This window comes from Pseudomonas lundensis, assembly GCF_015377145.2.
Taxonomy (GTDB): Bacteria; Pseudomonadota; Gammaproteobacteria; order Pseudomonadales; family Pseudomonadaceae; genus Aquipseudomonas; species Aquipseudomonas lundensis.
This window is the reverse complement of sequence record NZ_CP062158.2, coordinates 2,190,372-2,209,842: the sequence shown is the minus strand read 5'-3', so window position 1 is coordinate 2,209,842 and position 19,471 is coordinate 2,190,372. Positions and strand designations below refer to the sequence as shown.

Below are 19,471 nucleotides of genomic sequence, written 5' to 3'. Positions count from 1 at the left end.
TGACTCTCTTGTGTCAGGTTTCAATCGTTCAGCTTCCCCACACCCGTTGCGCTGTGGGCGCTTCGGCAAGGATCTGATCCAGCGCGTGCCCGACTTCTTCAGGCCGCCATTGCGCCCCTTTGTCGCGCGTCACCCCGGTACGCCAACCGTCGCCCAACGACAGGCGTCCGCCCTGACTTTCGATGATCTGCCCGGTGACATGGCCCGACAGCGCGCTGCCCAACCACACCACCAACGGCGCCACGTTTTCCGGTGCCCAAGCATCGAACCCTCCGTCCTCGGGCTTTTTCACCACTTCGGGCATCGCACTTTCGGTCATCGAAGTCCGGGCCGCGGGCGCCAAGGCGTTGGCCGTCACGCCGTAGCGCGCCAGTTCCGCCGCCTGCACCAGGGTCAATGCGGCGATCCCGCCCTTGGCCGCGCTGTAATTGGATTGCCCCACCGAGCCCTGCAAACCGGCACCCGAGCTGGTGTTGATGATGCGCGCCGCCACTGGCTGACCGGCCTTGGCCTGATCGCGCCAGCGCTTGCCCAAAATCGTGGCCAGGCAAAAATGCCCCTTCAGGTGGACCCGCATCACGGCGTCCCAATCCTCTTCATTGAGGCTGATAAACATGCGGTCACGCAAAATCCCGGCGTTGTTTACCAGCACGTGGACCTCGCCAAACGCGGCCAGCGCGGCGTCGACGATGCGCTGCGCCGTGGCCACAGTGGTGATGTCGTCAGCGTTGGCGATGGCCTGCCCGCCGCCCTCACGGATTTCTCCGGCCACCTGTTCGGCGGCATCGTGGCGAATGTCATTGACCACCACATTCGCGCCTTCTTGCGCGAACGCCAGCGCATAGGCGCGCCCCAGACCACCGCCCGCCCCCGTGATGATCACGGTCCGTCCTTCACAAATCGCCATCTCGCTGCTCCTAAAGACGCTCAATAATTGTCACGTTGGCCTGCCCGCCGCCTTCGCACATGGTCTGCAAGCCATAGCGGCCGCCACTGTGCTCCAGTTGATGAAGCAGGCTGGTCATCAGCCGCGCACCGCTGGCACCCAACGGGTGACCGAGGGCAATGGCGCCGCCATTGGGATTGGTGCGTGCGGGGTCGTAATCGAGTTCGCGGGCCCATGCCATCACCACCGAGGCGAAGGCTTCGTTGATTTCCACCACGTCGATCTCGTCCATGCGCAGCCCGGTTTTCTTCAGCGCGGCGCGGGTGGCGGCAATCGGCGCGGTGAGGTGCCAGATCGGGTCATCGCCCAGCACCGATACATGATGAATACGCGCGCGCGGGGTGAGGTTGTAGCGTTTGAGCGCGGCTTCGGAGACCACCAACAGGGCGGCCGACGCATCACAGGTCTGGCTGGAAACCGCCGCGGTAATGGACGGAAACTCGGCAGACACCGGTTCCAGCTCGGCCATTTTGGCCAGGCTGGTGTGCCGGGGCGTTTCGTCGTCCACCAACCCTTCGCACGGCACGATTTGAGCGGCAAAACGACCGTCGGCCTGCGCCTGCAACGCACGACGATGACTTTCCAGCGCATAGGCTTCCATCTGCTGGCGGCTGAGCTGCCAATGATCGGCAATCCGCTGCGCGGCATAAAACTGGTTCACCGGCTGATTGCCAAACCGGGCCTGCCAACCCTTGCTGCCGGAAAACGGGTCGCTGAAACCCAGCGGCTGGCCCGCCAGCATCGCTGACGAAATCGGAATCTGGGTCATGGTTTGCACGCCGCCCACGGCGATCACATCCTGGGTGCCACTCATGACCGCCTGCGCCGCAAAATGCAGGGCCTGTTGCGATGAACCGCACTGACGGTCAATGGTGGTGCCCGGTACATTCATCGCCAGGCCCGCCGCCAGCCAACTGGTGCGGGCGATGTCACCGGCTTGCGATCCAATGGTGTCGACACAGCCGAAGATCACATCATCGTATTCGTCGGCGGGGATCGCGTTGCGCGCCACCAGCGCCTTGAGCACATGGGCGCCGAGGTCGATGGCATGCACATGGGCCAGCGCGCCTTTACGCTTGCCGGTCGGGGTGCGCAACGCGTCCACAATGTAGGCTTGGGGCATGGTTTATTCCTCGAAGGTATGGCCGGGGCCCAGGGGTGCGCCGCTCAGGACATGGGCGGCCACCCGGGCTTTATGCAGGGCGCGGTCGCCCCACGCGTTGTCGAGCGCCCAGGCACGCTTCATGAACATTTGCAGGTCGACTTCCCATGTGTAGCCCATGGCGCCGTGCACCTGAATGCCGTGACGCGCGGCCAGCCAAGCGGCTTCGCAACAGGCCAGACGCGCCTGCGAGACCCACACGTGGGCCGTGCTCTGGCCCTGCGCCAATGCATAGGCAGCGCGGTAGAGCACCGGTTTGGCAAACTCCAGTTGCGTGGCCACATCGGCCAGGTGATGTTTGACCGCCTGAAAACTGCCGATGGGTTTGCCGAATTGCTTGCGCTGGGCGGTGTAATCCACCGACAGGTCCAGCATGCGCTGGGCCAGCCCCAGCAACTGACCCGCCACCGACAACGCGCCGCGACTGAGTGTGTGCGCCCATAACGTGCGGCCCAATTGGCCTTCGGCCACCAACGTGGCGGCGCTCGGTTGCCAACTGACCTGTGCCAGACGCCGTGAGGCATCGAGGCTGGTCAGGTGGTGCACATCGACCTGCGAGCGCGGCACCGCATGCACTTCATCGTCGTGGGCCAGGAGCAACAGGTCCGCATGCCCGGCGTCGGCCACCCACGGGTTGACCGGGTGGCCGACGGCAACCCGCAAGCTGCCGTCGGCAATGCCCGCCAGCCATTCGCCGCGCTTGAACACGCTGGCCGGCAACCCGGCAATCAGCGCGCAGGCCACGTAGGCCGTGTCGGCCAGTGAGTCGGGGATCGCGTAGTAACCCAGTTCCTGGGTCATCAGGGACCACGCCACATCGTCCATGCCCAAACCGCCTGCGGCTTCTGGCACCGACAGCGCGGTCAGGCCCTGCTCGGCAATTTTGTTGCGCAGGTCCGGTGAACGGCCGACGTCGGTTTCCCAAATTTCGCGCAGCATTTCGGGTGCGGCTTCGGTCATCAGAAACCGGCTGATGGCTTCACGGAAGGTGAGCTGGTCGTCGCTAAAGGTAAAGTCCATACCCGGCCTCACTTCGGCAGGCCGAGCATGCGCTCGGCAATGATATTGCGCTGGATCTCGTTGGTTCCGGCGTAGATCGGCCCGGCCTGGGCGAACAGGAAGCCTTCGAGCCAGTCATGGCCATCGTTGGCGGGCCCCGTCAGCTCACCTTGGGCCCCCAGAATGCGCAGCGCGGTTTCGTGCATGCGCAGGTCCAGTTCCGACCAGATGATTTTGTTGGTGCTCGATTCGGCGCCGATCTGCGCGCCACGGCTCAGGCGCCCGACCGTGTGATAGGCCGACAAGGCATAGGCTTGCGCGTCCATCCAGGCTTTGCACACGGCCTCGCCCAGGCCCGGATCGCGGTCGGCGCTTGCGCGGTTGGCCTGGTACAGCTCCACCAGTTTTCGCGCGGTGTATTGGAAGCGCGCCGGGGAACGCAACAACAAGCCGCGTTCGAACCCGGCAGTGGCCATTGCCACATGCCAGCCCTGCCCTTCCTCGCCGATGCGGTTTTCCAGCGGGATGCGCACGTCATCAAAGAACACTTCCGCAAACGCGTCTTTGCCGTTGAGTGCCTTGATCGGGCGCACCGTCACCCCCGGTGCATTGAGCGGGACCATGACAAATGACAGCCCATGGTGACGGCTCGAATCCGGGTCGCTGCGAAACAGGCCGAACAGCCAGTCGGCAAAAATGGCACGCGTGGACCAGGTTTTCTGGCCGTTCAGCACATACCCTTCGCCGTCGCGGGTGGCTTTGCTGGTAATCGCGGCCATGTCGGAACCGGCGTTCGGCTCCGACCAGCCTTGCGCCCACATGTCGACACTGGCCGCCATGCGAGGCAGAAAGCGTTTTTTCTGGGCCTCGGTGCCGAACTCCATCAGGGTCGGGCCCAACAGCAACTGGCCGTTCTGGTTGACGCGCATGGGCGCTCCGGCGCCGTAATACTCTTCTTCGAAAATCAGCCACTCGATCAGGTCACAGCCACGCCCGCCCAGCTCCGTGGGCCACATGACCATCGACAGGCGGTTTTCAAACAACGTGGCTTCCCATTGCCGATGCTGTTCGAAACCTTCGCGGGTGTCATAGCTGGCCAGCGGCGCCTTGGGCGCATGGGCGGCGAGCCAGTCCCGCACTTCCTGGCGAAAGGCTTTTTGTTGCGGGGAGTACGTCAGATCCATCGTCAGCACCTCAAAACGTGGCGTCGCGTTTTTCGACAAACGCGCGGCGGGTTTCAGCGGAATCCGCACAGGTGTAGGCCTGCAGCGTGAACCCCTGCTCCCAGCGGTATTTATCTTCCAGATTGCCGTCTTCGATGCCGTTGAGCGCCTCTTTGGCGATACGGATCATGGCGGGGCTTTTGCTCGCGATGGTGCGGGCGATCTGCAAGGCGGTTTCACGCAGCTGCTCGCGGGGCACCACGCGCTCGATGAAACCGTACTGTTGCGCTTCGACGGCGCCGATCTTGTCGCCCGTGAAAAACAGGTAGCGGACCTTTTGCACCGGAAACAGACGCTGCAAATGCGCCCCGCCGCCCATGGCGCCGCGGTCGACTTCAGGCAAGGCGAACGTGGCACATTCAGACGCCAGCACGATGTCGGCGGCGCCGGTTATGCCGATCCCGCCGCCCAGGACAAAACCATGCACCGCCACGATGACCGGCACCGGGTTGCGGTGTACGGCTTTAAACGTGGCGTAGTTGCCTGCGTTGACGTCAACGATCAGCTCCGGGTGCGCGTCCAGTTCCTTGATGTCGACACCCGCGCAAAACCCCCGTCCTTCGGCGCGAATCACGATGACCCGCACGTCGGGGTTTTGCCCAAGGGCATCCAGGGTGTTGGCCAGTTCCCGCCACTCGCGACTGTTGAGCGCGTTGACCGGCGGCCGGTCGATCACCAGTTCAGCGACGCCCGCGTCGATACTGGTGTGAAATGCGGTTGAAATTGCGCTGTTCACATGTGCTCCTGAGGTGGCGAAGGCATGGGAGCAGTATGCGAACGCGTGCGGTCAGGATCATCGTCCGTTGAGACTAAACCCGCCCGCCCGAAACAGCGTGCGGGGCACTGCCGCAGGCCAGCCGCACGTGGCCACTTGCCCTGCGACAGCCTGCGGTTATTCGCCGTCTACGATGGCTTTGGCCGTGTCGTTGAGCAGGTTGTGTACCCGCTGGATTTCCTGGGGGCTCCAGTGGCCCTGATGGAGCTGCAAGGCATGGCGCAAATTGTGGATCGCCTGATGAATTTCCGCGGGCCGGTCCTGGCCACGCAATGAGCGGCGGCTGACGTCAATCCGCATCCAGACGCCATTGAGCGCCACGGTTTGCTGGTTTAAAGACACGCGTCCGGTATCGGTAATCCGATACTGCTTCTTGTCGCCATGGACGCTGACTTCCACGAACTGCCCTGCTTCCAGATGAGCCAGGGTGGGGTAGATGACGCCGGGGCTGGGGCTGTAAGCGCCGTCAAACAACGCTTCAATCTGCAAGATCAGGTCATACCCGTGACAGGGCTGCTCAGCGATGAGTGCCAGTAACAACAGTTTTAAATCACCCGGCGCAAACACCCGTGGGCTTCGAATGCCGCGTTCACGTACCCCGCGTCTTTCAAGTCCATCCGGATGTTCCAGCCCCTGCCGAACTGTATATTGACTGACCATAACCCCTCTCTCCTCGCGTTAAAAAAAACAACTTAAAACACAACTTAAAACACAACTCAAGCCACTATTTCAGCCCAATACAAAGATATAACCTACTGACTCGCGCGCGATATAGCTTAGTTACGCACCTCAACTATTACGCCTACTTTCGCGCACGATATAACGCCACATACCACTTCAAAAACGCCCTTCCCGCCCTACACGAGCGGAAGAATGCCACTACGGGGAGCTGTCAAATTGAAGGCAAAATGCCACCCAACTGAAATATAAGACTTTTATTAAACAAATAACGTTTCTAGTCACGTATCAGAGAAAATTCATACGGTCGTCAACGGAGTTGTACTACCTAATGAAAAGAAAAATATTACGCAAAGTTATATGGGCAATTTAAATAACTTAGTTAATACTTTGGCCGCTCTAAAAGTTTGCCGACACCTGATTGCCTTCCCAACAACCCGGCCTGAACGCTCTGTTCTTTTTGGCCTCTTCGGTTGACGCAGTCGTGTTTAAACACGCGGTGACTTATTGCACTTCACTTCTACTCATTACTGGACTTCAAACATGTTTAAAACACTTGTGACTGTTTCCCTGTTCGCTTTTTCCGTCGGCTCAACAGCGGCCCACGCTGCCGGCGAGGCCAGCAGCCTGATCAACATCAAAGCGACCGTCCCCACCAAAACGTTCTACGTCCTGCCCCACGACCCTGAATTCGGCAAGGATGAAACCCTGCACTACAACCCGGTCAACAGCAGCCTGAGCAGCTTGAAACAACCGTTCAATGTCAAAAACACCGACGGATCAATTCACGCCTACATCGAAGGAGGCCCGGCCAGCCTGTTTAACGGCAACCCGCTCCAGAACATCGCGCTGACCACCACTTTCAACGGCGTGATGCTGACAGCGACCCCTCAGGAAGTGGTGAGCGATGCGGCTTCAACGCCAGGGACGCGGGCTGATCTGGTCATCACCCCCGCCGCGCTCGAAGCCGAGCACGTGGGTGACTACACCGCGTCGTACACCGTGATCTTCGACAACGTACCCCGCGTCACCATGCACTAACACACTCCCCGTCGAGCATGGCCACTGCAGTCATGCCCTGCGCCCGGAACCTTGCCGGGCGCTGCGGGGCGCTTAAACGGCCTGCACTCAGAGAAGTTCGTGAATGTTACCGATGACTCCCATCGCGGCAGCGCTTGCCTTGATTGTTGGCAACTGCGCGTTTGCTGCTCCCGCGGCATCCGGCACCACGCCACGTAGCCTGCTGGCACAGGCCAAAGGCTTGCCTGCCGATTTCGAAGAACACCTGTTTGATGTGCCATTGGCCGTTCAGGTGGAGCGCGATCAACAGCGGGTGGGTGAAGCGATGATCGTCCTGACCCGCGATGATCGACTGACCCTGCTTGAATTCACCGACCACGAAGGCAGTCAACTGTCGCTCGACGAGCGTGATACCTGGGCCACTTTCCTTAAACAAGGTGTGCCATTGGGCACGTGCACAGGCGAGTGCCCGGCGCAATTACTGGCCGTGCATTACGACCTGGAGAACTCACTGCTATCCCTGCTGACTGAAAACGCGGAACGCGAAAACCAGATCAGCCAGTACTACGAACTCCCCGCGCAGGGCAGCCGGGGGCTGATCCTGCGGAACCAGCTCAACCTCAGTGGTGGCCAGGAAGAAGACCTCGGCGGGCGTTTCGCGCTGCAAGCCAGCAGCAGCCTGGGCCATTGGACCCAGGGCTTGAACCTGCAACTCTCCCGCCAAGGCGGGCCTGACGACAGCACGCTCTACCACGCTGTTTATGAAGCGTTTACGCAACGCGAGCTGGAAGGCAGTTTTTTACGCTTGGGCTATTTCACCCCGACCGCCGAGGGTTTGACCCGGCAGATCCGCACTTTTGGCGCCAACCCCGACACCGCACTGGGGGTGATGTACGGCAGCTCCGACAGCCTGGCAATCACACAGCCCAAACCCAGTATTTATCCCGTGTACGTCACGGCCAATCGTCAGGCCACCGTGGAGATCTACCGCAATGGCCTGCTGATCAACACCCAGATGGTCAACGCCGGCTTGCAAAGCCTCGACACCCGCCCACTCCCGGGCGGTATCTATGAAGTGCAGGTGCGGCTGATCGAGGATGGGCAAATAACCAGCACCACCCCGGAACTCATCTACAAACCCAATAACTGGCGCAACCATGACCAGCGCTGGCGGTACAACGTCTTCGCCGGACGCGAAAGCAAACTGCTGAGTAATTGGGAGGAGCAGGCCAGCGGCGAGATGACCGCCGGGGCCTCGCTCAATTATTTGCTGCATCCCCGGGTGGTAGTGGGCGTGTCCGGCCGTCAGGTCAAACAGGACCTGCAACTGGGCACCTCGGTGGACTGGTCCATCTCCAACAACGCCAACCTGTACGCCAATGTCTATGAGACCGAAAACTATGGCACCGGCATTGACCTGAACGGTCTCTACAACTACGGCAGCGGGAGTCTGGTGTTCAGCCACACCCGCAGCTGGCTGGACACCCGCCAAACTTATGAAACCTTGCCCGACGGCACACGCCTTCGGCAGCGCTCGGTGTTCATTGGCCAGACCAGTAACTCATCCCTTGCCCTGAACCACCGCCTTACCCCGAAAAGCAGCGTGAATGCCCGGTTATCCCATAGCCAGGGTTATACCGACGGCATAGGGCTGGATCTGGGCTGGACGCAGGTCACTCACTGGTTGGGCAGCGACGGCAACTGGCGACTTTCGGTATTTGACCGCCCCGCCAGCGTCAGCTCAGGGGCGGCCCGCAATCGTGGCTTTGACTTGACCTTCAGCCTGGCACTCGGCGCGCCGGGCGAGCGTTGGTCGGCCAGCGTGGGCAGCCGCACCGACCGAGATGGCGGACGCGACAACAATGCATCGCTCACCTACAGCAAGGACGTGACCGGTCACGTGTTGCAGAGTGTCTCGGCCACCGTTTCCACTGACAGCTATGGGCTGGGCCTTGCCGGTCGTGCCAGCGTGCAGACCGACACGTTTAACGGGGACGGGTTTGTGCAGCGCTCGTCCTATAACGGCAACCTGACCGGCGGCCTTAACCTGGAGAGCACCTTCGCGGTCGGCGCAGGCCAAGCGGTCATGACCAGCCAGCATCAGGGGCAAGGCTCAGGGATGATTGTCGACGTGGTGAGCGATGTGGAAGACATCCTGTTACGCGCTGACGACCTCAGTGGCGGCAGTACAACGTTGCGTCCCGGACGTAACTTCGTCCCCATCACCGCCTATAAAAGCAGTTCATTAAGTTTCGACTTTGAAGGCAACCACGCCCCGGCGGCCACCATTGAACCCGCGCGTCAGCGTTATCACTTGAATAAAGGGGGCGTGGACTATCAAACCCTGCAGGTCATGCAAACCGTGACGGTACTGGGCCGCCTGATCGATCAAGCGGGCAATCCGGTCAAGGGTCATCACATCATTAATCACGCCAGCCGTGGGGTCAGTGAAGTGGACGGCTTCTTTTCCATGGAGTTGAACGTCAAAGCACCGACCCTGGAAGTGCGCCGTGGTGAACAGTTGCTATGCACATTCCGAGTGGACATGACCCAAACACCCCTTGAACACAGCGTGATGATGATGGGTGATTTGATCTGCACGCCCGAAACATTGGCCCATACCGCGCTGCCGATAAAGCGTGCCGGGTAATGCTTCCGCTAATTGTTAATGGCATGAGGAACACCCCGTGAACCTGCTTTTATCCGTTTTACTCTTTGGCGTGATGTCAGTCATGAGCGCGCTCCCTGTGGCAGCCGCCACACTCACTATCACTGCCGCTTTTAAACCCGACCCATCCAAACCCAATCACAACATGTTTGAAAATACGACACCGAATACCGGATTCTGTCTTAACTATCCAAATTTTTGCAGAAATGGAAGTTTGTTCAGTTTGCGAGCCGCACCCACTATTTATGCAACGCAACCCATACCTGCCAATCATGAAAACCCACGCCAAGGCGTTATGTTAAAAGCACCAGCAGAATGGCGTGAAGTAAACGTTACCCATAGTGCCACTGGCCGCCAAGAAACCGTGAGGATACGCATCAATGGTTTAGGGGCTTCGCTTGTGACCGACCCTGTGGTCGATTTAGTGGGCGGTAATGTTTCTATCTCCGAAGCCCATGCGTTGTTGTTCGGAACGAACCTGTCTTATGCGCCTTCACCCTGCAAGGGGTTGGGCCCTAGCTGGAGTTTTAATAAAGTAGCGTTTGACTTTTTCTGGGCTTTCCCAACCAGTAGCGAGTGTGCAAAACATGCGAAATTCACTATTCCTACATCACGCCTTAATTACATTGAAATTTCATATCAGTTGATCACCCCCAACCCCTTAAATATGTCAGCAGGTCAATACACCGGCACGATCACGTACACGATGGGCCCTCATCAGGACTTTGACATGGGCGATAACTTCCTGCCCGACGATCCAGTATTGACATTGAATTTCATATTAAGCGTTGACCATGTTCTTAACATTGAAATACCACCGGGCGGCAACAACATTGCCCTTGAACCTAAAGGCGGATGGCAACTCTGGAGTGTCGGGCGTCGCCCGGAAAAACTGATGCGCGATCAAACCTTCCTGATCCATGCAAGTTCACGTTTCAAAATGCAATTGGCCTGCGAGCGCATTATTGGCGATACCTGCGGCTTGAGTAACAGCCGTCAGCATGAAGTACCTATCAATGTATCGGTGACATTGCCCAACGGATTGCGACACGCCAATGGCGCATCCGTTCATCGCCAACCGTTGTTGTTGAGTGGTGCCGGCACCGAGTTATTTGAACCCACGCAATACGTGGATCGAAAACCGGGCACTCTGCACTTCGAAATAGACAAACAATACACCGCCGAGATGTTATTCCAGGAGGGCACGTATAACGGCAGTGTCACCGTCATCTGGGATTCCGAAGTTTAAACACTCACACCGCACACTTTTTTGAGAATAAGAACATGATAAAAACAATGACTGGCATTATGGGCGCGTGGCTCATCTCCTTGAACTGTATGGCCGGGCCAACTATCAATGTCGGGATGGTGTATGACTATCTGGACGGGGATAAAAGTACGTATTTGAAGCGCGTCTTCAACGGCGGCGACAGCACCGCTTTTGTCAGGGTGTCGATCAAGGAAATCCTCTACAAAGCCGACGGTTCCTCTGAGGAAGTGGAGGTCAAAACCCAAACAGACAAACGCGTGCGCGACGGCTTGATGTCCAGCCCCGCGCGCCTGATCGTACCGCCCAACGGTACTCAAGGTGCGCGGCTGCTATTCATGGGGGATCGAGAGCAGGAGCGCTACTTCCGCGTGCGTTTCATCCCCGTGGTGCCCGAAAAAGAAGACGCGTTTGCGCTGTCATCTGAAGAGGCCAGTGACTATAAAAAAACCTTGTCGGCAGGCGTGAATGTATTGGCCGGCTACGGCACGGTGTTCTTTGTCAGGCCCAAACAGACCCGCTTTGATACGCAGATTGAAAACACGCCGAACCACTACCAGCTGCGTAATCAAGGCAACAGCGTGGTCGTGGTCGACGAGTTCAAGGACTGCGCGTCCAGCGACCGGCTGCACTGCAAGCCCACGACCAAAACCCACGTCTTGCCGGGGCGGACGTTGCGGTTCGACAAGCAGCCAGGGCGTCATTACCGGTTCACGCTGGTGGAAGGCCGTGCGCAGAAAGTTATCGAGGTTAAAGCCTGATGTTCCGGACGCGCTTGCGGGCAGTGCTGCTCACCGCGGCAGCCCTGTCCTTGTGGACATCCGTGACGCATGCGGCCCGCGAAGAACACCTGTTTGATGTCAGCGTAACCATCCCGACCTTCGAGTTTTATGCCATCCCCACAGACCCCGAGTTTGTTCTGCGCGAACAACCAATGCGCTGGAACTTGGTGAGTTCAACCCTTGAGCCCCTGCGTACGCAGTTCGATATGATCAGTTCTGCGGGCGCCATGACCGCCCGCCTGGGGTATGAACCCGTCTTGTCGAATGGCCACACCACCTTTGCTCTTCGGGTTACGTTCAACGAGCAGGTGTTGACGTTATTCGACAGCGTCGTGGTGTCTGCCGCCGACGCCTATAACGGCATACGGGTACCGGTACGCATCGACGCCCTGCCCCCCACCGAGGGGTTTGAGCCGGGGGACTATTACGGCAGTGTGCAATTGATCTTCGATACCGCAGCCCCTTGATGGCATTGGGTTAAAGGCTTCAAACGGACTAGTCCGGGTCAGGGTGTTCGCTGCTCTGAGGCCACTTCATGCTAGCGCCTTGATCTCAAGCATAGGATGAGGAGCCGGTATGCAGCTTGCCCTGACAGATGAGCAGCGGATGATCCAACAGTCTGCCGAGCGCTTTCTGGCGCAAGTCGCCAGCTCCGCAGCCGTGCGCAGCGCCATGGCCAGTGAGCGCGGGCACGACCCGCAGACCTGGGCGCGCATCGCCCGGGAACTGTATTGGCCCGCACTGGCGATTCCTGAAAGGTACGGCGGATTGGGGCTGGGCTTTGCCGAAGTCTGTCTGCTGCAGGAGCAATTGGGCCGCTGCCTGCTGCCCTCGGCGTTCTACGCCACGTGCTGCCTTGCACTGCCGGCTTTGCTGCTGAGCCGAAACGAAGCGCTCAAATCCCGTTGGTTGCCGTTGATCGCAGCCGGTGAGGTCACTGCCAGCCTGAGTTACACCAATACACAGCGCTGGGATGACAGCAGCATCGTGGTCTATGCCACCCCTCATAAAGATGGCTACCAACTCTGCGGCCAATACCTGAATGTAATCGACGGCGCCGACTGCGATCTGTTGATTGTTGCGGCACGCACGCCGGGCAGCGTCGGGGAAGCCGGAATCCGCCTGTTTGCCCTGCCTGCCGACACGCCGGGCCTGATCAGGCAAGCATTGCCCACACTGGATCAAACCCGGCGCCTGGCGAACATCACCCTGGATAACGTCGTACTCAGCGACGACCAGTTACTCAGTGAGCCGGGCCAGGGCTGGGCCTTGCTGCGTCAAACCCTGCAGTTTGCCTGCGTGGGGCTGGCGGCCGAACAAACGGGCGGCGCCCAACAATCGCTGGACATGACCCTGGCCTACATCACCGGGCGCCAGCAATTCGGGCGTAGCATTGCCAGCTTCCAGGCCATCAAACACCGCTGCGCGGACCTGATGCTCGCGGTGGAATGCGCACGTTCGGCCAGTTACTACGCCGCGTGTATCGCCGATGCTTGCCTGAACATTGATGCAGATCCCCACGTGCGCGGGCAACTGGCTGAAGCCGCCGCCACGGCCAAAATCCACGCCAGCGAAGGTTTCTTCCAGTGCGCCAGCGAGTCGATTCAATTGCATGGCGGTGTGGGGTTTACCTGGGAGTACGACCCGCATTTGTACTTCAAGCGTGCGCGCGCCAGTGAACAACTGTGGGGCGCGCCCGCGTTTCATCGCGAGCAATTGGCCAGACAGATCTTCGGGGAGCAGGCATGAATATTGGCTTCAGCGCGAAAGACGAACAGTTTCGTCAACACGTGGCGCAGTGGATGCAACAGCACCTGAGCGGTGAATTCAGCACCCTGCGTTTTCGCGGCGGCCCGGGCGATGAAGATTTTGCCCCGCTGTTACGTAAACGCTGGGAACAAGAGCTGGCCAAAGGCAACTGGATAGGCGCCGGTTGGGCCACCGAACACGGCGGCCAGGGGTTGAGCATCAATCAGCAGGTGATTTTTTACGAAGAGTACGCACGCGCCGGTGGCCCGGGACGCATGGGGCATATCGGTGAAGGCCTGGTGGGCCCGACGTTGGCGGCCTTCGGCACGGCGCACCAACAACAGCGGTTTTTACCGCCGATTCTGGCCGGTCAACAGTTTTGGTGTCAGGGGTATTCCGAACCCGGCGCGGGTTCTGATCTGGCCAACATCACCACCCGCGCCAGCTTCGACACGCAACGCAATGAATGGTTGATCAGCGGGCAAAAGGTCTGGACCTCACTGGCCCATGAAGCCGACTGGTGTTTTGTGCTGGCGCGAACCGAACCCGCCAGCAAGGGCCATCACGGGCTGTCCTTTTTGTTGGTGCCCATGGCCCAGTCCGGGATCACGGTGCAGCCCATCAAGCAATTGACCGGCACCAGTGAGTTCAATGAGGTGTTTTTCGACCAGGCGCGCACCTGTGCAAGCAACCTGATAGGGCAGCCCGGCGAAGGCTGGAAAATCGCCATGGCGCTGCTGGGGTTCGAACGTGGCGTCTCCACCCTGGGCCAGCAGATGCAGTTTCAGAACGAACTGGACGAGGTGGTGCGCATTGCCAAAGCCAATGGCGCGGCGCAAGACCCGATGCTGCGCCAGCGCATTGCACACGCCTGGAGCGGCTTGCGTGTGTTGCGCTACAACTCGTTGCGCATGTTGTCCGGCCCACAGGACGGGAGCCTGCGGCCCGAGGCGACGATCTACAAACTGGCGTGGTCCACCTGGCACCTCGAACTGGGCAAGCTGGCCATGGACGTGCTGGGGCCACAGGCCGAGCTGCTGGCGGGCGCGCCTTATGAACTGACACGCCTGCAATCGCTGTTTTTGTTCACCCGCGCCGACACGATCTACGGCGGCAGCAACGAGATTCAGCGCAATATCATTGCCGAGCGCGCCCTCGGGATGCCCAGGGAGCGGCGCTGAACCTGATCGTCAGGCCGCGTCCTGCAACCGGGCCAGCTCACGACGCACCATGCTTGCGTAGGCTGCCGGGCGCAACGTGTACAACTGCCCGGCGACCCACGTAAGCCACCCCTTGCCCATCTGGGGCTGGCAGGCCAACAGCTCGACCGCCTTGGCGGTCGCCTGTTCCTGATGCTGGCGATGAAACTCGCCGCGTGAGCCTGTCACTCTTTACTGGCCTTGAAGGTCAATTCACCTTTGCGCCACTTGGCCGCTTTGGCAGTGACCGCCTTCAGGGTTTTGCTCAGGCCGGTGGCCAGTTGTTCATGGGCGGCGAACACCAGCATCACCCGCTGACCTTCCTTGAACACAATCCCTTCGCCTTGCGCCGTGGTGACATAGGCATAGTCGCCAATGCCATAAATCGTCATTTTGATCTCGCGGAACTTGAGTTCGAACTTCCCGCCTTCACGGCTGGCAAGTACCGCTGCACTGAAATGATCCCCCACCTTTAACTTCAAGCCAGGCTTGTCATCGACCACCAATGCCGCGTCGGTATCGATTTCGGCCATGTAGGTGTCTTCAGCCGTCTGCTCGGTGACATACACAAAACGGGATTGAAACAGTTTGACCAGCCGCGCTCGCAGGTCACCCAACACAAATAACGCATGCATCTCCAGATTGCTGACTGCCAACGAAAAACCCTCGAAAAATGAAGTAAGACTGCCAAAAAAAAGACGGGCAGCCCATAGCAAGCCTTGACTTGCCGGTTGTGAAATCTGCGTTCGACAAAACCTTCTAAAGCCGTGGCTCAGAAGTGACTGCAAGCAATCAACGTGATGGATTCCCGCCCTGACACCCCGACCCAGCGGTATCGGCGCTTATGCAACGTCGGTACGCACTCGAACGGTGAAACGGACTAGTGCACTTAGGGGGGAAACCTGCTTTTAAAGACGTAATGTCTGACGCAGCGTTTTAAAAAAAAACCTTACAAATAGACAAACGCCAACGGCTGAGGTTTGCGTACGTGCCCAGCCTCGATCCGAACAACTTTTTGCTAAAACCATTCAATCAAAGGAAGTCGTTCCATGGACAGATCAGATTTTCATCCGTCATCCGCCAATGCGCTCCAGCACGTGGCTGATCCCGTTGACGGGGCGCCATTCTACCGGCTCAACACCGACTTTGGGTATACACAATCCCGCCACTATCAAGTGATACCGATCAGCCACGGCTTTTTTCATGTGCGAGAAGCCCATACAGGCCAGATCAGGGGCTTTCGGTGCTCGCATTACGAAGCCTGTGCGCTGGCAAGCCAGTTAGAGAAAATACAGCCCGATTTCAACCCGCCCGCCCCTCTGTGACAGCAGCGCTTTCGTCAGTTGGATGACTTAACTGCGCCACTGCCCGCCAACAACTGCCATACTCGCGCAACAATCGACCCGGCCCATGCCGCCGGGTTGACCGGCTCCATTACCTCCAAGGGAAAGTGACACGTGACGGAATTTGATATTGGCGAATTTTTTATCCGCGGTGAAGCCAGAGAAGTCGATGGCGAGTTTCAGGCGGTGATTGTGATGCGTGCCAAACCCCCTCTCAAAACCATCACCTATCATCAGGTCGAGAAAGACCGCTGGTTCAAAACGGCCGATGTGGCTGAAGTCGCTGGCAAAGAAGCCGCCAAAGCCCTGAAAGAAGCCGTGGATGCGGGTGCCCTGAACGCCTGAATCCTGGCCTTTCGCTCAAGAAACGCGGCGCCAGGCCGATAGCCGGGTGAGTCTCTGTCAAGGGCATCACTGATGATTAACGTCACTATCGCCACTCACCTTGCGGCCCCGCGGGCAGCGCCCCTGAACGACGCCGTGACACCTGCCGAGAAACCCGGGCGGTTTGAGCACGTGTTGCGGGCAGACACCGATGCCGCGCAAGCCGCTGGCGACACGCCGGTAGAAGCCCTGCAAAAACGCATCAAACTGCTGAAAAAACGCCTTGAACAGCTTCAGCAGCACCTGCGCCAGGCCAATGCGCGGATGGCCGCCGTCACAGCCGGGCGCTATCGCAATGATGAAGCTCGCACGGCCGCCATCATGAAGGCGAAAAGCCAGGTGGTCTCGCTCAACAGTGCGGTCTCTGTCGCCCTCAGTTCACTTTTCGAGGCCGAAAAAGCCTTGATTAGCAGCGTTAACCTCTCCATCTGACACCATGGTCTACAGTGCTACACGCACATTGAGTCGAACTCTGAGGGTTCTACGACCTCAGATACCCTGTACTCACTTAGACGCTTCTGGAGATGAACATGGACGAGACACCTGTCACGCTGGAAAACCTCTTCAACCAACTTGGCCTGGATTCAGATGAAGCCGCCATCGAGCAATTCATTGCAGGCCATTTTCTGGCTGAAGACGTGAAGCTGGTTGAGGCCCCTTTCTGGTCCCCGGCGCAAGCGAGTTTTCTGAAAGAAAAGCTGCTTGAAGACGGCCCTTGGGCACTCGTGGTAGACGAACTGAATGTCCGCCTGCACGAATCGCCTCACGCCTGAAGGCGCATTGCCACGGGGTTGGCGCTCAACTGCGCCAACCAGGCGCTTTGGCACTCTTGCGCTTCTGCGCGCGTTGAAAACGCAGTCCCGCGTTGTTCTCCATTGACCAGCACCACCCAGCAGGCCTTTTGTCCCGCTTCGCGCATGCCCTTGGGAACACCGCTTCCAATCATTACGGCGATATCAACTTGATTACGCATGATGGCCACTCCACCTAGTTAGTTAGTCTCCTAACGATGTGGGCCATCTTAGTGACAAAAGGACGCAGGAAAAAGCTATGCCACGCATAGCTCAATTGCATGAACGGTAACAATACCGGCGTGTTGTCAGGCCAAGGACGGGAGGCGTTGATCGTAAACCAGCCGACCGCCCTCCTGCGGGAGGTTGAAAAACGCGTTATCCAGCGCACCAAGCCCCTCGCCAATCGCGGCATTCCAGTTCGCGGACTGATGAATGTAACGCTGTCGCAGTAGCCGTTCTTCCTCGCTTGTCAGCGCAATACGCCCGCTGGACCATTGCTCCTGAATTTTGTCCGCAATGGGCAGCAACTCTTCCGGCAAACGGATCTCGGGTCTGTCTGAAAGCGGGATAAAAGGCACACCGTGCTCCATGGCCAGAGCGTGCATGACCCGTAAATACACCCGTGACAAATGCCCATCCACACGCCGCTGCATGTAAATGGCTGCCTGCACGCGCTGCAGCGGATCTCGGCGCGTGCCTTGCTGATGCGATGCCGTGCGGATTTCCAGCAAAGCCGCCGGGTCACGCTCGTCCAGCAAGTCTTTGGCCTGCCAAAACGGCAACTGTGCCGCCGTGGTCTTCCACGCGCGGGTCAGCCTGGGCGCAGTCCCCGGGCTCACCAGGTTTGTCTCCCAGCGGGTGAGAAACACTTGCTCCAGCATGTACGGCGCATAGCCGCCGCCCACATCCGCATGCGCGCCCGGAACGGCGACGTCCATCGGCCACTGCGGCGCAATTCGAGTGAGGGCAAAGTTGCGCCGCAGCTCATCCCGCGCGCTCATTTGCACCACCTGACGCGCACTGTCCGGGCCCAGATAAAGATTAAGACCCGGATTCACGTCATCGCTGATATCGCCCAAATCCACCAGGCCGCCCATCGCCGCGACCGTGTCAAACAGCCCGATAAAATTGATTTCGCAGTTAAACCCCGGCGCCAGCGCCAACCGGGTGTCGAACCGGGTGGCCTGCACCTCATTGGCAAAATGCCGCGCAGCCGCCGCACCGCGACTGAAACCGAAAATATCCAGCTCCAGGCGCTGCAAAGCACGGGACGGTAAAGCCTTCACGGCCTCCAGCAGGCAGTGCAACAATCGCGCGTGGGCCTCTTGCGCCTTGCCCACCACCCCGGTACTGCCGCGGCCGTACGTCTGCGCCGGAAAGCGCGTATCGGCCTGACCGGTCGTGGTTCCGATTCCGCTGATATAGAGCGACGTGACCCTGTGCCCATCCGCCTCAAAGGCGGGCTGCACGGGGTAGTGCTGATGAAGAAGGGCGATATTGGTGGGCACACTGCCGTAGCTGCTGGCGGCGTCTATCGTCAAGCCTTGCGCCAGACGCGCTTGCCCCGATTCGCTGTTGTACTGGTTATTGGCCGTTCCATCAAAAAAGACACCGACCCGCAACACGCCTCCTGTGTTGCTGGAATTGCTCATCACGCCTTTGCCCCTCTTATAAGTCGTCCTCACGCACAGTGCGCGAGCCAATATAAGGGTGCAAAAAGTCGCCAGCCAGCTCAATGTTGGCCGGGTGTGTACGCAGGTGTCACAAGAAGATGCCGAATGCCAGCCAGAACGGCGGCTTGGCCAAGAGCGCTACCGGGGCCGCTTTGCGCGGCCCGGCAACGTCAGGATCAGGCCTGACGCTGATGCTTGTCGATTTGCTCGTGACGCTCTTGAGCTTCGATGCAGTATTTGGTGGTCGGGCTGATCAACAGGCGCTTGAGGCCAATGGCGTCACCGCTGTCGTCACACCAGCCAAAGCTGTCGTCCTTGATGCGCTCCAGCGCTTGTTCCAGCTGAGGCAGCATGCGCTGGTCACGGTCAATCGCGTTGACCAGCCAGGTACGCTCTTCTTCAACCGAAGCGGCGTCTGCAGGGTCGGCCGGGGTGTCCAGGCTCTCGATCGCGATGCGATTCTGCTCAATCCGCTCGTGGGTTTCGACCTTCATGTTTTGCAACAGCTCAGTGAAAAAAGCATGTTGCTCGGCATTCATGTAGTCATCCGCCGGCATGGCCAGCAACTTATCCTTTGTCATTGATTTCTCTATAAAAAATACGTGCATTAAGGCGAATTAGGGAGCGTCCTGACCGATCTTCATCCCAACCAGTTAGGTGCTATCTATTTCAAGCGCCACCCGGCACTCAATTTACGAGGGGCGGCAGTCTACGGCCGAGTTATCGACTCAGCAACTGAAATGACAGCTATTTGTCCAGCAAAACCTGGAAAAAGACGAAAAACCTGTCCCGCAGGGCCTAATGGAGTA

General features: G+C 59.0%; 22 protein-coding genes. 10 read left to right on the top strand and 12 right to left on the bottom strand.

Translation table 11 applies throughout. The annotated features are described in order from the left end of the window. Window positions 1–28 precede the first annotated feature (28 nt). The 6 genes from IF654_RS10475 to IF654_RS10450 all read right to left on the bottom strand — a co-directional run bounded on the left by IF654_RS10475 (window position 29) and on the right by IF654_RS10450 (window position 5,765). Window positions 29–907 carry an SDR family oxidoreductase gene (locus tag IF654_RS10475; RefSeq protein ID WP_194862499.1) on the bottom strand — a complete coding sequence of 293 codons (879 nt, stop codon included), beginning with the start codon at window positions 905–907 and terminating at the stop codon, window positions 29–31. Between the two features lie 10 nt (window positions 908–917). Beyond that, window positions 918–2,069 (bottom strand): acetyl-CoA C-acetyltransferase, encoded by a 1,152-nt coding sequence (locus IF654_RS10470; RefSeq protein WP_047280566.1) that lies wholly within the window; start codon window positions 2,067–2,069, stop codon window positions 918–920. Between the two features lie 3 nt (window positions 2,070–2,072). After that, on the bottom strand, window positions 2,073–3,128 hold the full coding sequence (locus tag IF654_RS10465) for an acyl-CoA dehydrogenase family protein (RefSeq protein WP_047274805.1): 1,056 nt from the start codon (window positions 3,126–3,128) through the stop codon (window positions 2,073–2,075). 8 nt (window positions 3,129–3,136) lie between these two features. Then, a complete protein-coding gene (locus IF654_RS10460; protein WP_094988117.1) occupies window positions 3,137–4,291 on the bottom strand; it encodes an acyl-CoA dehydrogenase family protein in 1,155 nt (384 codons plus the stop codon). Between the two features lie 10 nt (window positions 4,292–4,301). Continuing rightward, entirely contained in the window at window positions 4,302–5,054 is a 753-nt protein-coding gene (locus IF654_RS10455; RefSeq protein WP_047282507.1) for an enoyl-CoA hydratase family protein, read from the bottom strand. 168 nt (window positions 5,055–5,222) lie between these two features. After that, window positions 5,223–5,765 carry a PadR family transcriptional regulator gene (locus IF654_RS10450; RefSeq protein WP_047282465.1) on the bottom strand — a complete coding sequence of 181 codons (543 nt, stop codon included), beginning with the start codon at window positions 5,763–5,765 and terminating at the stop codon, window positions 5,223–5,225. 561 nt (window positions 5,766–6,326) lie between these two features. On the opposite strand from IF654_RS10450, the gene IF654_RS10445 reads away from it, so the two are divergent. The 7 genes from IF654_RS10445 (at window position 6,327) to IF654_RS10415 (ending at window position 14,450) form a co-directional block, all read left to right on the top strand. Then, on the top strand, window positions 6,327–6,824 hold the full coding sequence (locus IF654_RS10445; protein WP_083333824.1) for a CS1 type fimbrial major subunit: 498 nt from the start codon (window positions 6,327–6,329) through the stop codon (window positions 6,822–6,824). A gap of 103 nt (window positions 6,825–6,927) precedes the next feature. Then, window positions 6,928–9,453 (top strand): TcfC E-set like domain-containing protein, encoded by a 2,526-nt coding sequence (locus tag IF654_RS10440; protein WP_194862500.1) that lies wholly within the window; start codon window positions 6,928–6,930, stop codon window positions 9,451–9,453. Window positions 9,454–9,490: 37 nt separating this feature from the next. Next, window positions 9,491–10,720: a hypothetical protein gene (locus IF654_RS10435; protein ID WP_230683781.1), complete on the top strand. Its 1,230-nt coding sequence runs from the start codon at window positions 9,491–9,493 to the stop codon at window positions 10,718–10,720. A gap of 38 nt (window positions 10,721–10,758) precedes the next feature. Further along, the gene (locus IF654_RS10430; RefSeq protein WP_371300548.1) at window positions 10,759–11,499 is read left to right on the top strand and encodes a molecular chaperone; all 741 of its coding nucleotides are present in this window, start codon (window positions 10,759–10,761) and stop codon (window positions 11,497–11,499) included. Beyond that, window positions 11,499–11,987, top strand: coding sequence for a hypothetical protein (locus IF654_RS10425; RefSeq protein ID WP_047282469.1), 489 nt, complete (start codon window positions 11,499–11,501; stop codon window positions 11,985–11,987). Before IF654_RS10430 ends, IF654_RS10425 begins: the two co-directional genes overlap by 1 nt. 109 nt (window positions 11,988–12,096) lie before the next feature. Next, entirely contained in the window at window positions 12,097–13,269 is a 1,173-nt protein-coding gene (locus IF654_RS10420) for an acyl-CoA dehydrogenase family protein (protein WP_047282470.1), read from the top strand. Next, entirely contained in the window at window positions 13,266–14,450 is a 1,185-nt protein-coding gene (locus IF654_RS10415) for an acyl-CoA dehydrogenase family protein (RefSeq protein WP_094988119.1), read from the top strand. The genes IF654_RS10420 and IF654_RS10415 overlap by 4 nt, the downstream gene beginning before the upstream one ends. Before the next feature lie 9 nt (window positions 14,451–14,459). On the opposite strand, the gene IF654_RS10410 is transcribed toward IF654_RS10415, so the two are convergent. The 3 genes from IF654_RS10410 to IF654_RS10400 form a co-directional block, all read right to left on the bottom strand. Next, a complete protein-coding gene (locus IF654_RS10410) occupies window positions 14,460–14,657 on the bottom strand; it encodes a hypothetical protein (RefSeq protein ID WP_047274824.1) in 198 nt (65 codons plus the stop codon). Beyond that, window positions 14,654–15,124, bottom strand: a complete 471-nt coding sequence (locus IF654_RS10405; RefSeq protein ID WP_047282509.1) for a hypothetical protein — start codon at window positions 15,122–15,124, stop codon at window positions 14,654–14,656. Before IF654_RS10405 ends, IF654_RS10410 begins: the two co-directional genes overlap by 4 nt. 417 nt (window positions 15,125–15,541) lie before the next feature. Beyond that, window positions 15,542–15,721, bottom strand: a complete 180-nt coding sequence (locus IF654_RS10400; protein ID WP_157774089.1) for a hypothetical protein — start codon at window positions 15,719–15,721, stop codon at window positions 15,542–15,544. Between the two features lie 204 nt (window positions 15,722–15,925). On the opposite strand from IF654_RS10400, the gene IF654_RS10395 reads away from it, so the two are divergent. The 3 genes from IF654_RS10395 (at window position 15,926) to IF654_RS10385 (ending at window position 16,968) form a co-directional block, all read left to right on the top strand. Beyond that, window positions 15,926–16,156, top strand: coding sequence for a hypothetical protein (locus IF654_RS10395; protein ID WP_047274826.1), 231 nt, complete (start codon window positions 15,926–15,928; stop codon window positions 16,154–16,156). Window positions 16,157–16,228: 72 nt separating this feature from the next. Next, window positions 16,229–16,627 (top strand): hypothetical protein, encoded by a 399-nt coding sequence (locus tag IF654_RS10390; protein WP_094988120.1) that lies wholly within the window; start codon window positions 16,229–16,231, stop codon window positions 16,625–16,627. A gap of 98 nt (window positions 16,628–16,725) precedes the next feature. Continuing rightward, a complete protein-coding gene (locus IF654_RS10385; protein ID WP_094988121.1) occupies window positions 16,726–16,968 on the top strand; it encodes a DUF2789 domain-containing protein in 243 nt (80 codons plus the stop codon). Here the strand turns inward: IF654_RS10385 and IF654_RS10380 are convergent. From IF654_RS10380 to IF654_RS10370, 3 genes are all read right to left on the bottom strand, one after another. After that, window positions 16,959–17,168: a hypothetical protein gene (locus tag IF654_RS10380; RefSeq protein WP_047274830.1), complete on the bottom strand. Its 210-nt coding sequence runs from the start codon at window positions 17,166–17,168 to the stop codon at window positions 16,959–16,961. The genes IF654_RS10385 and IF654_RS10380 overlap by 10 nt on opposite strands. 126 nt (window positions 17,169–17,294) lie before the next feature. Continuing rightward, entirely contained in the window at window positions 17,295–18,641 is a 1,347-nt protein-coding gene (locus IF654_RS10375) for a phospholipase effector Tle1 domain-containing protein (RefSeq protein ID WP_094988122.1), read from the bottom strand. A 197-nt stretch (window positions 18,642–18,838) separates the two neighbouring features. Further along, window positions 18,839–19,243 (bottom strand): TraR/DksA family transcriptional regulator, encoded by a 405-nt coding sequence (locus tag IF654_RS10370; RefSeq protein ID WP_047274833.1) that lies wholly within the window; start codon window positions 19,241–19,243, stop codon window positions 18,839–18,841. Between the last annotated feature and the right edge of the window lie 228 nt (window positions 19,244–19,471).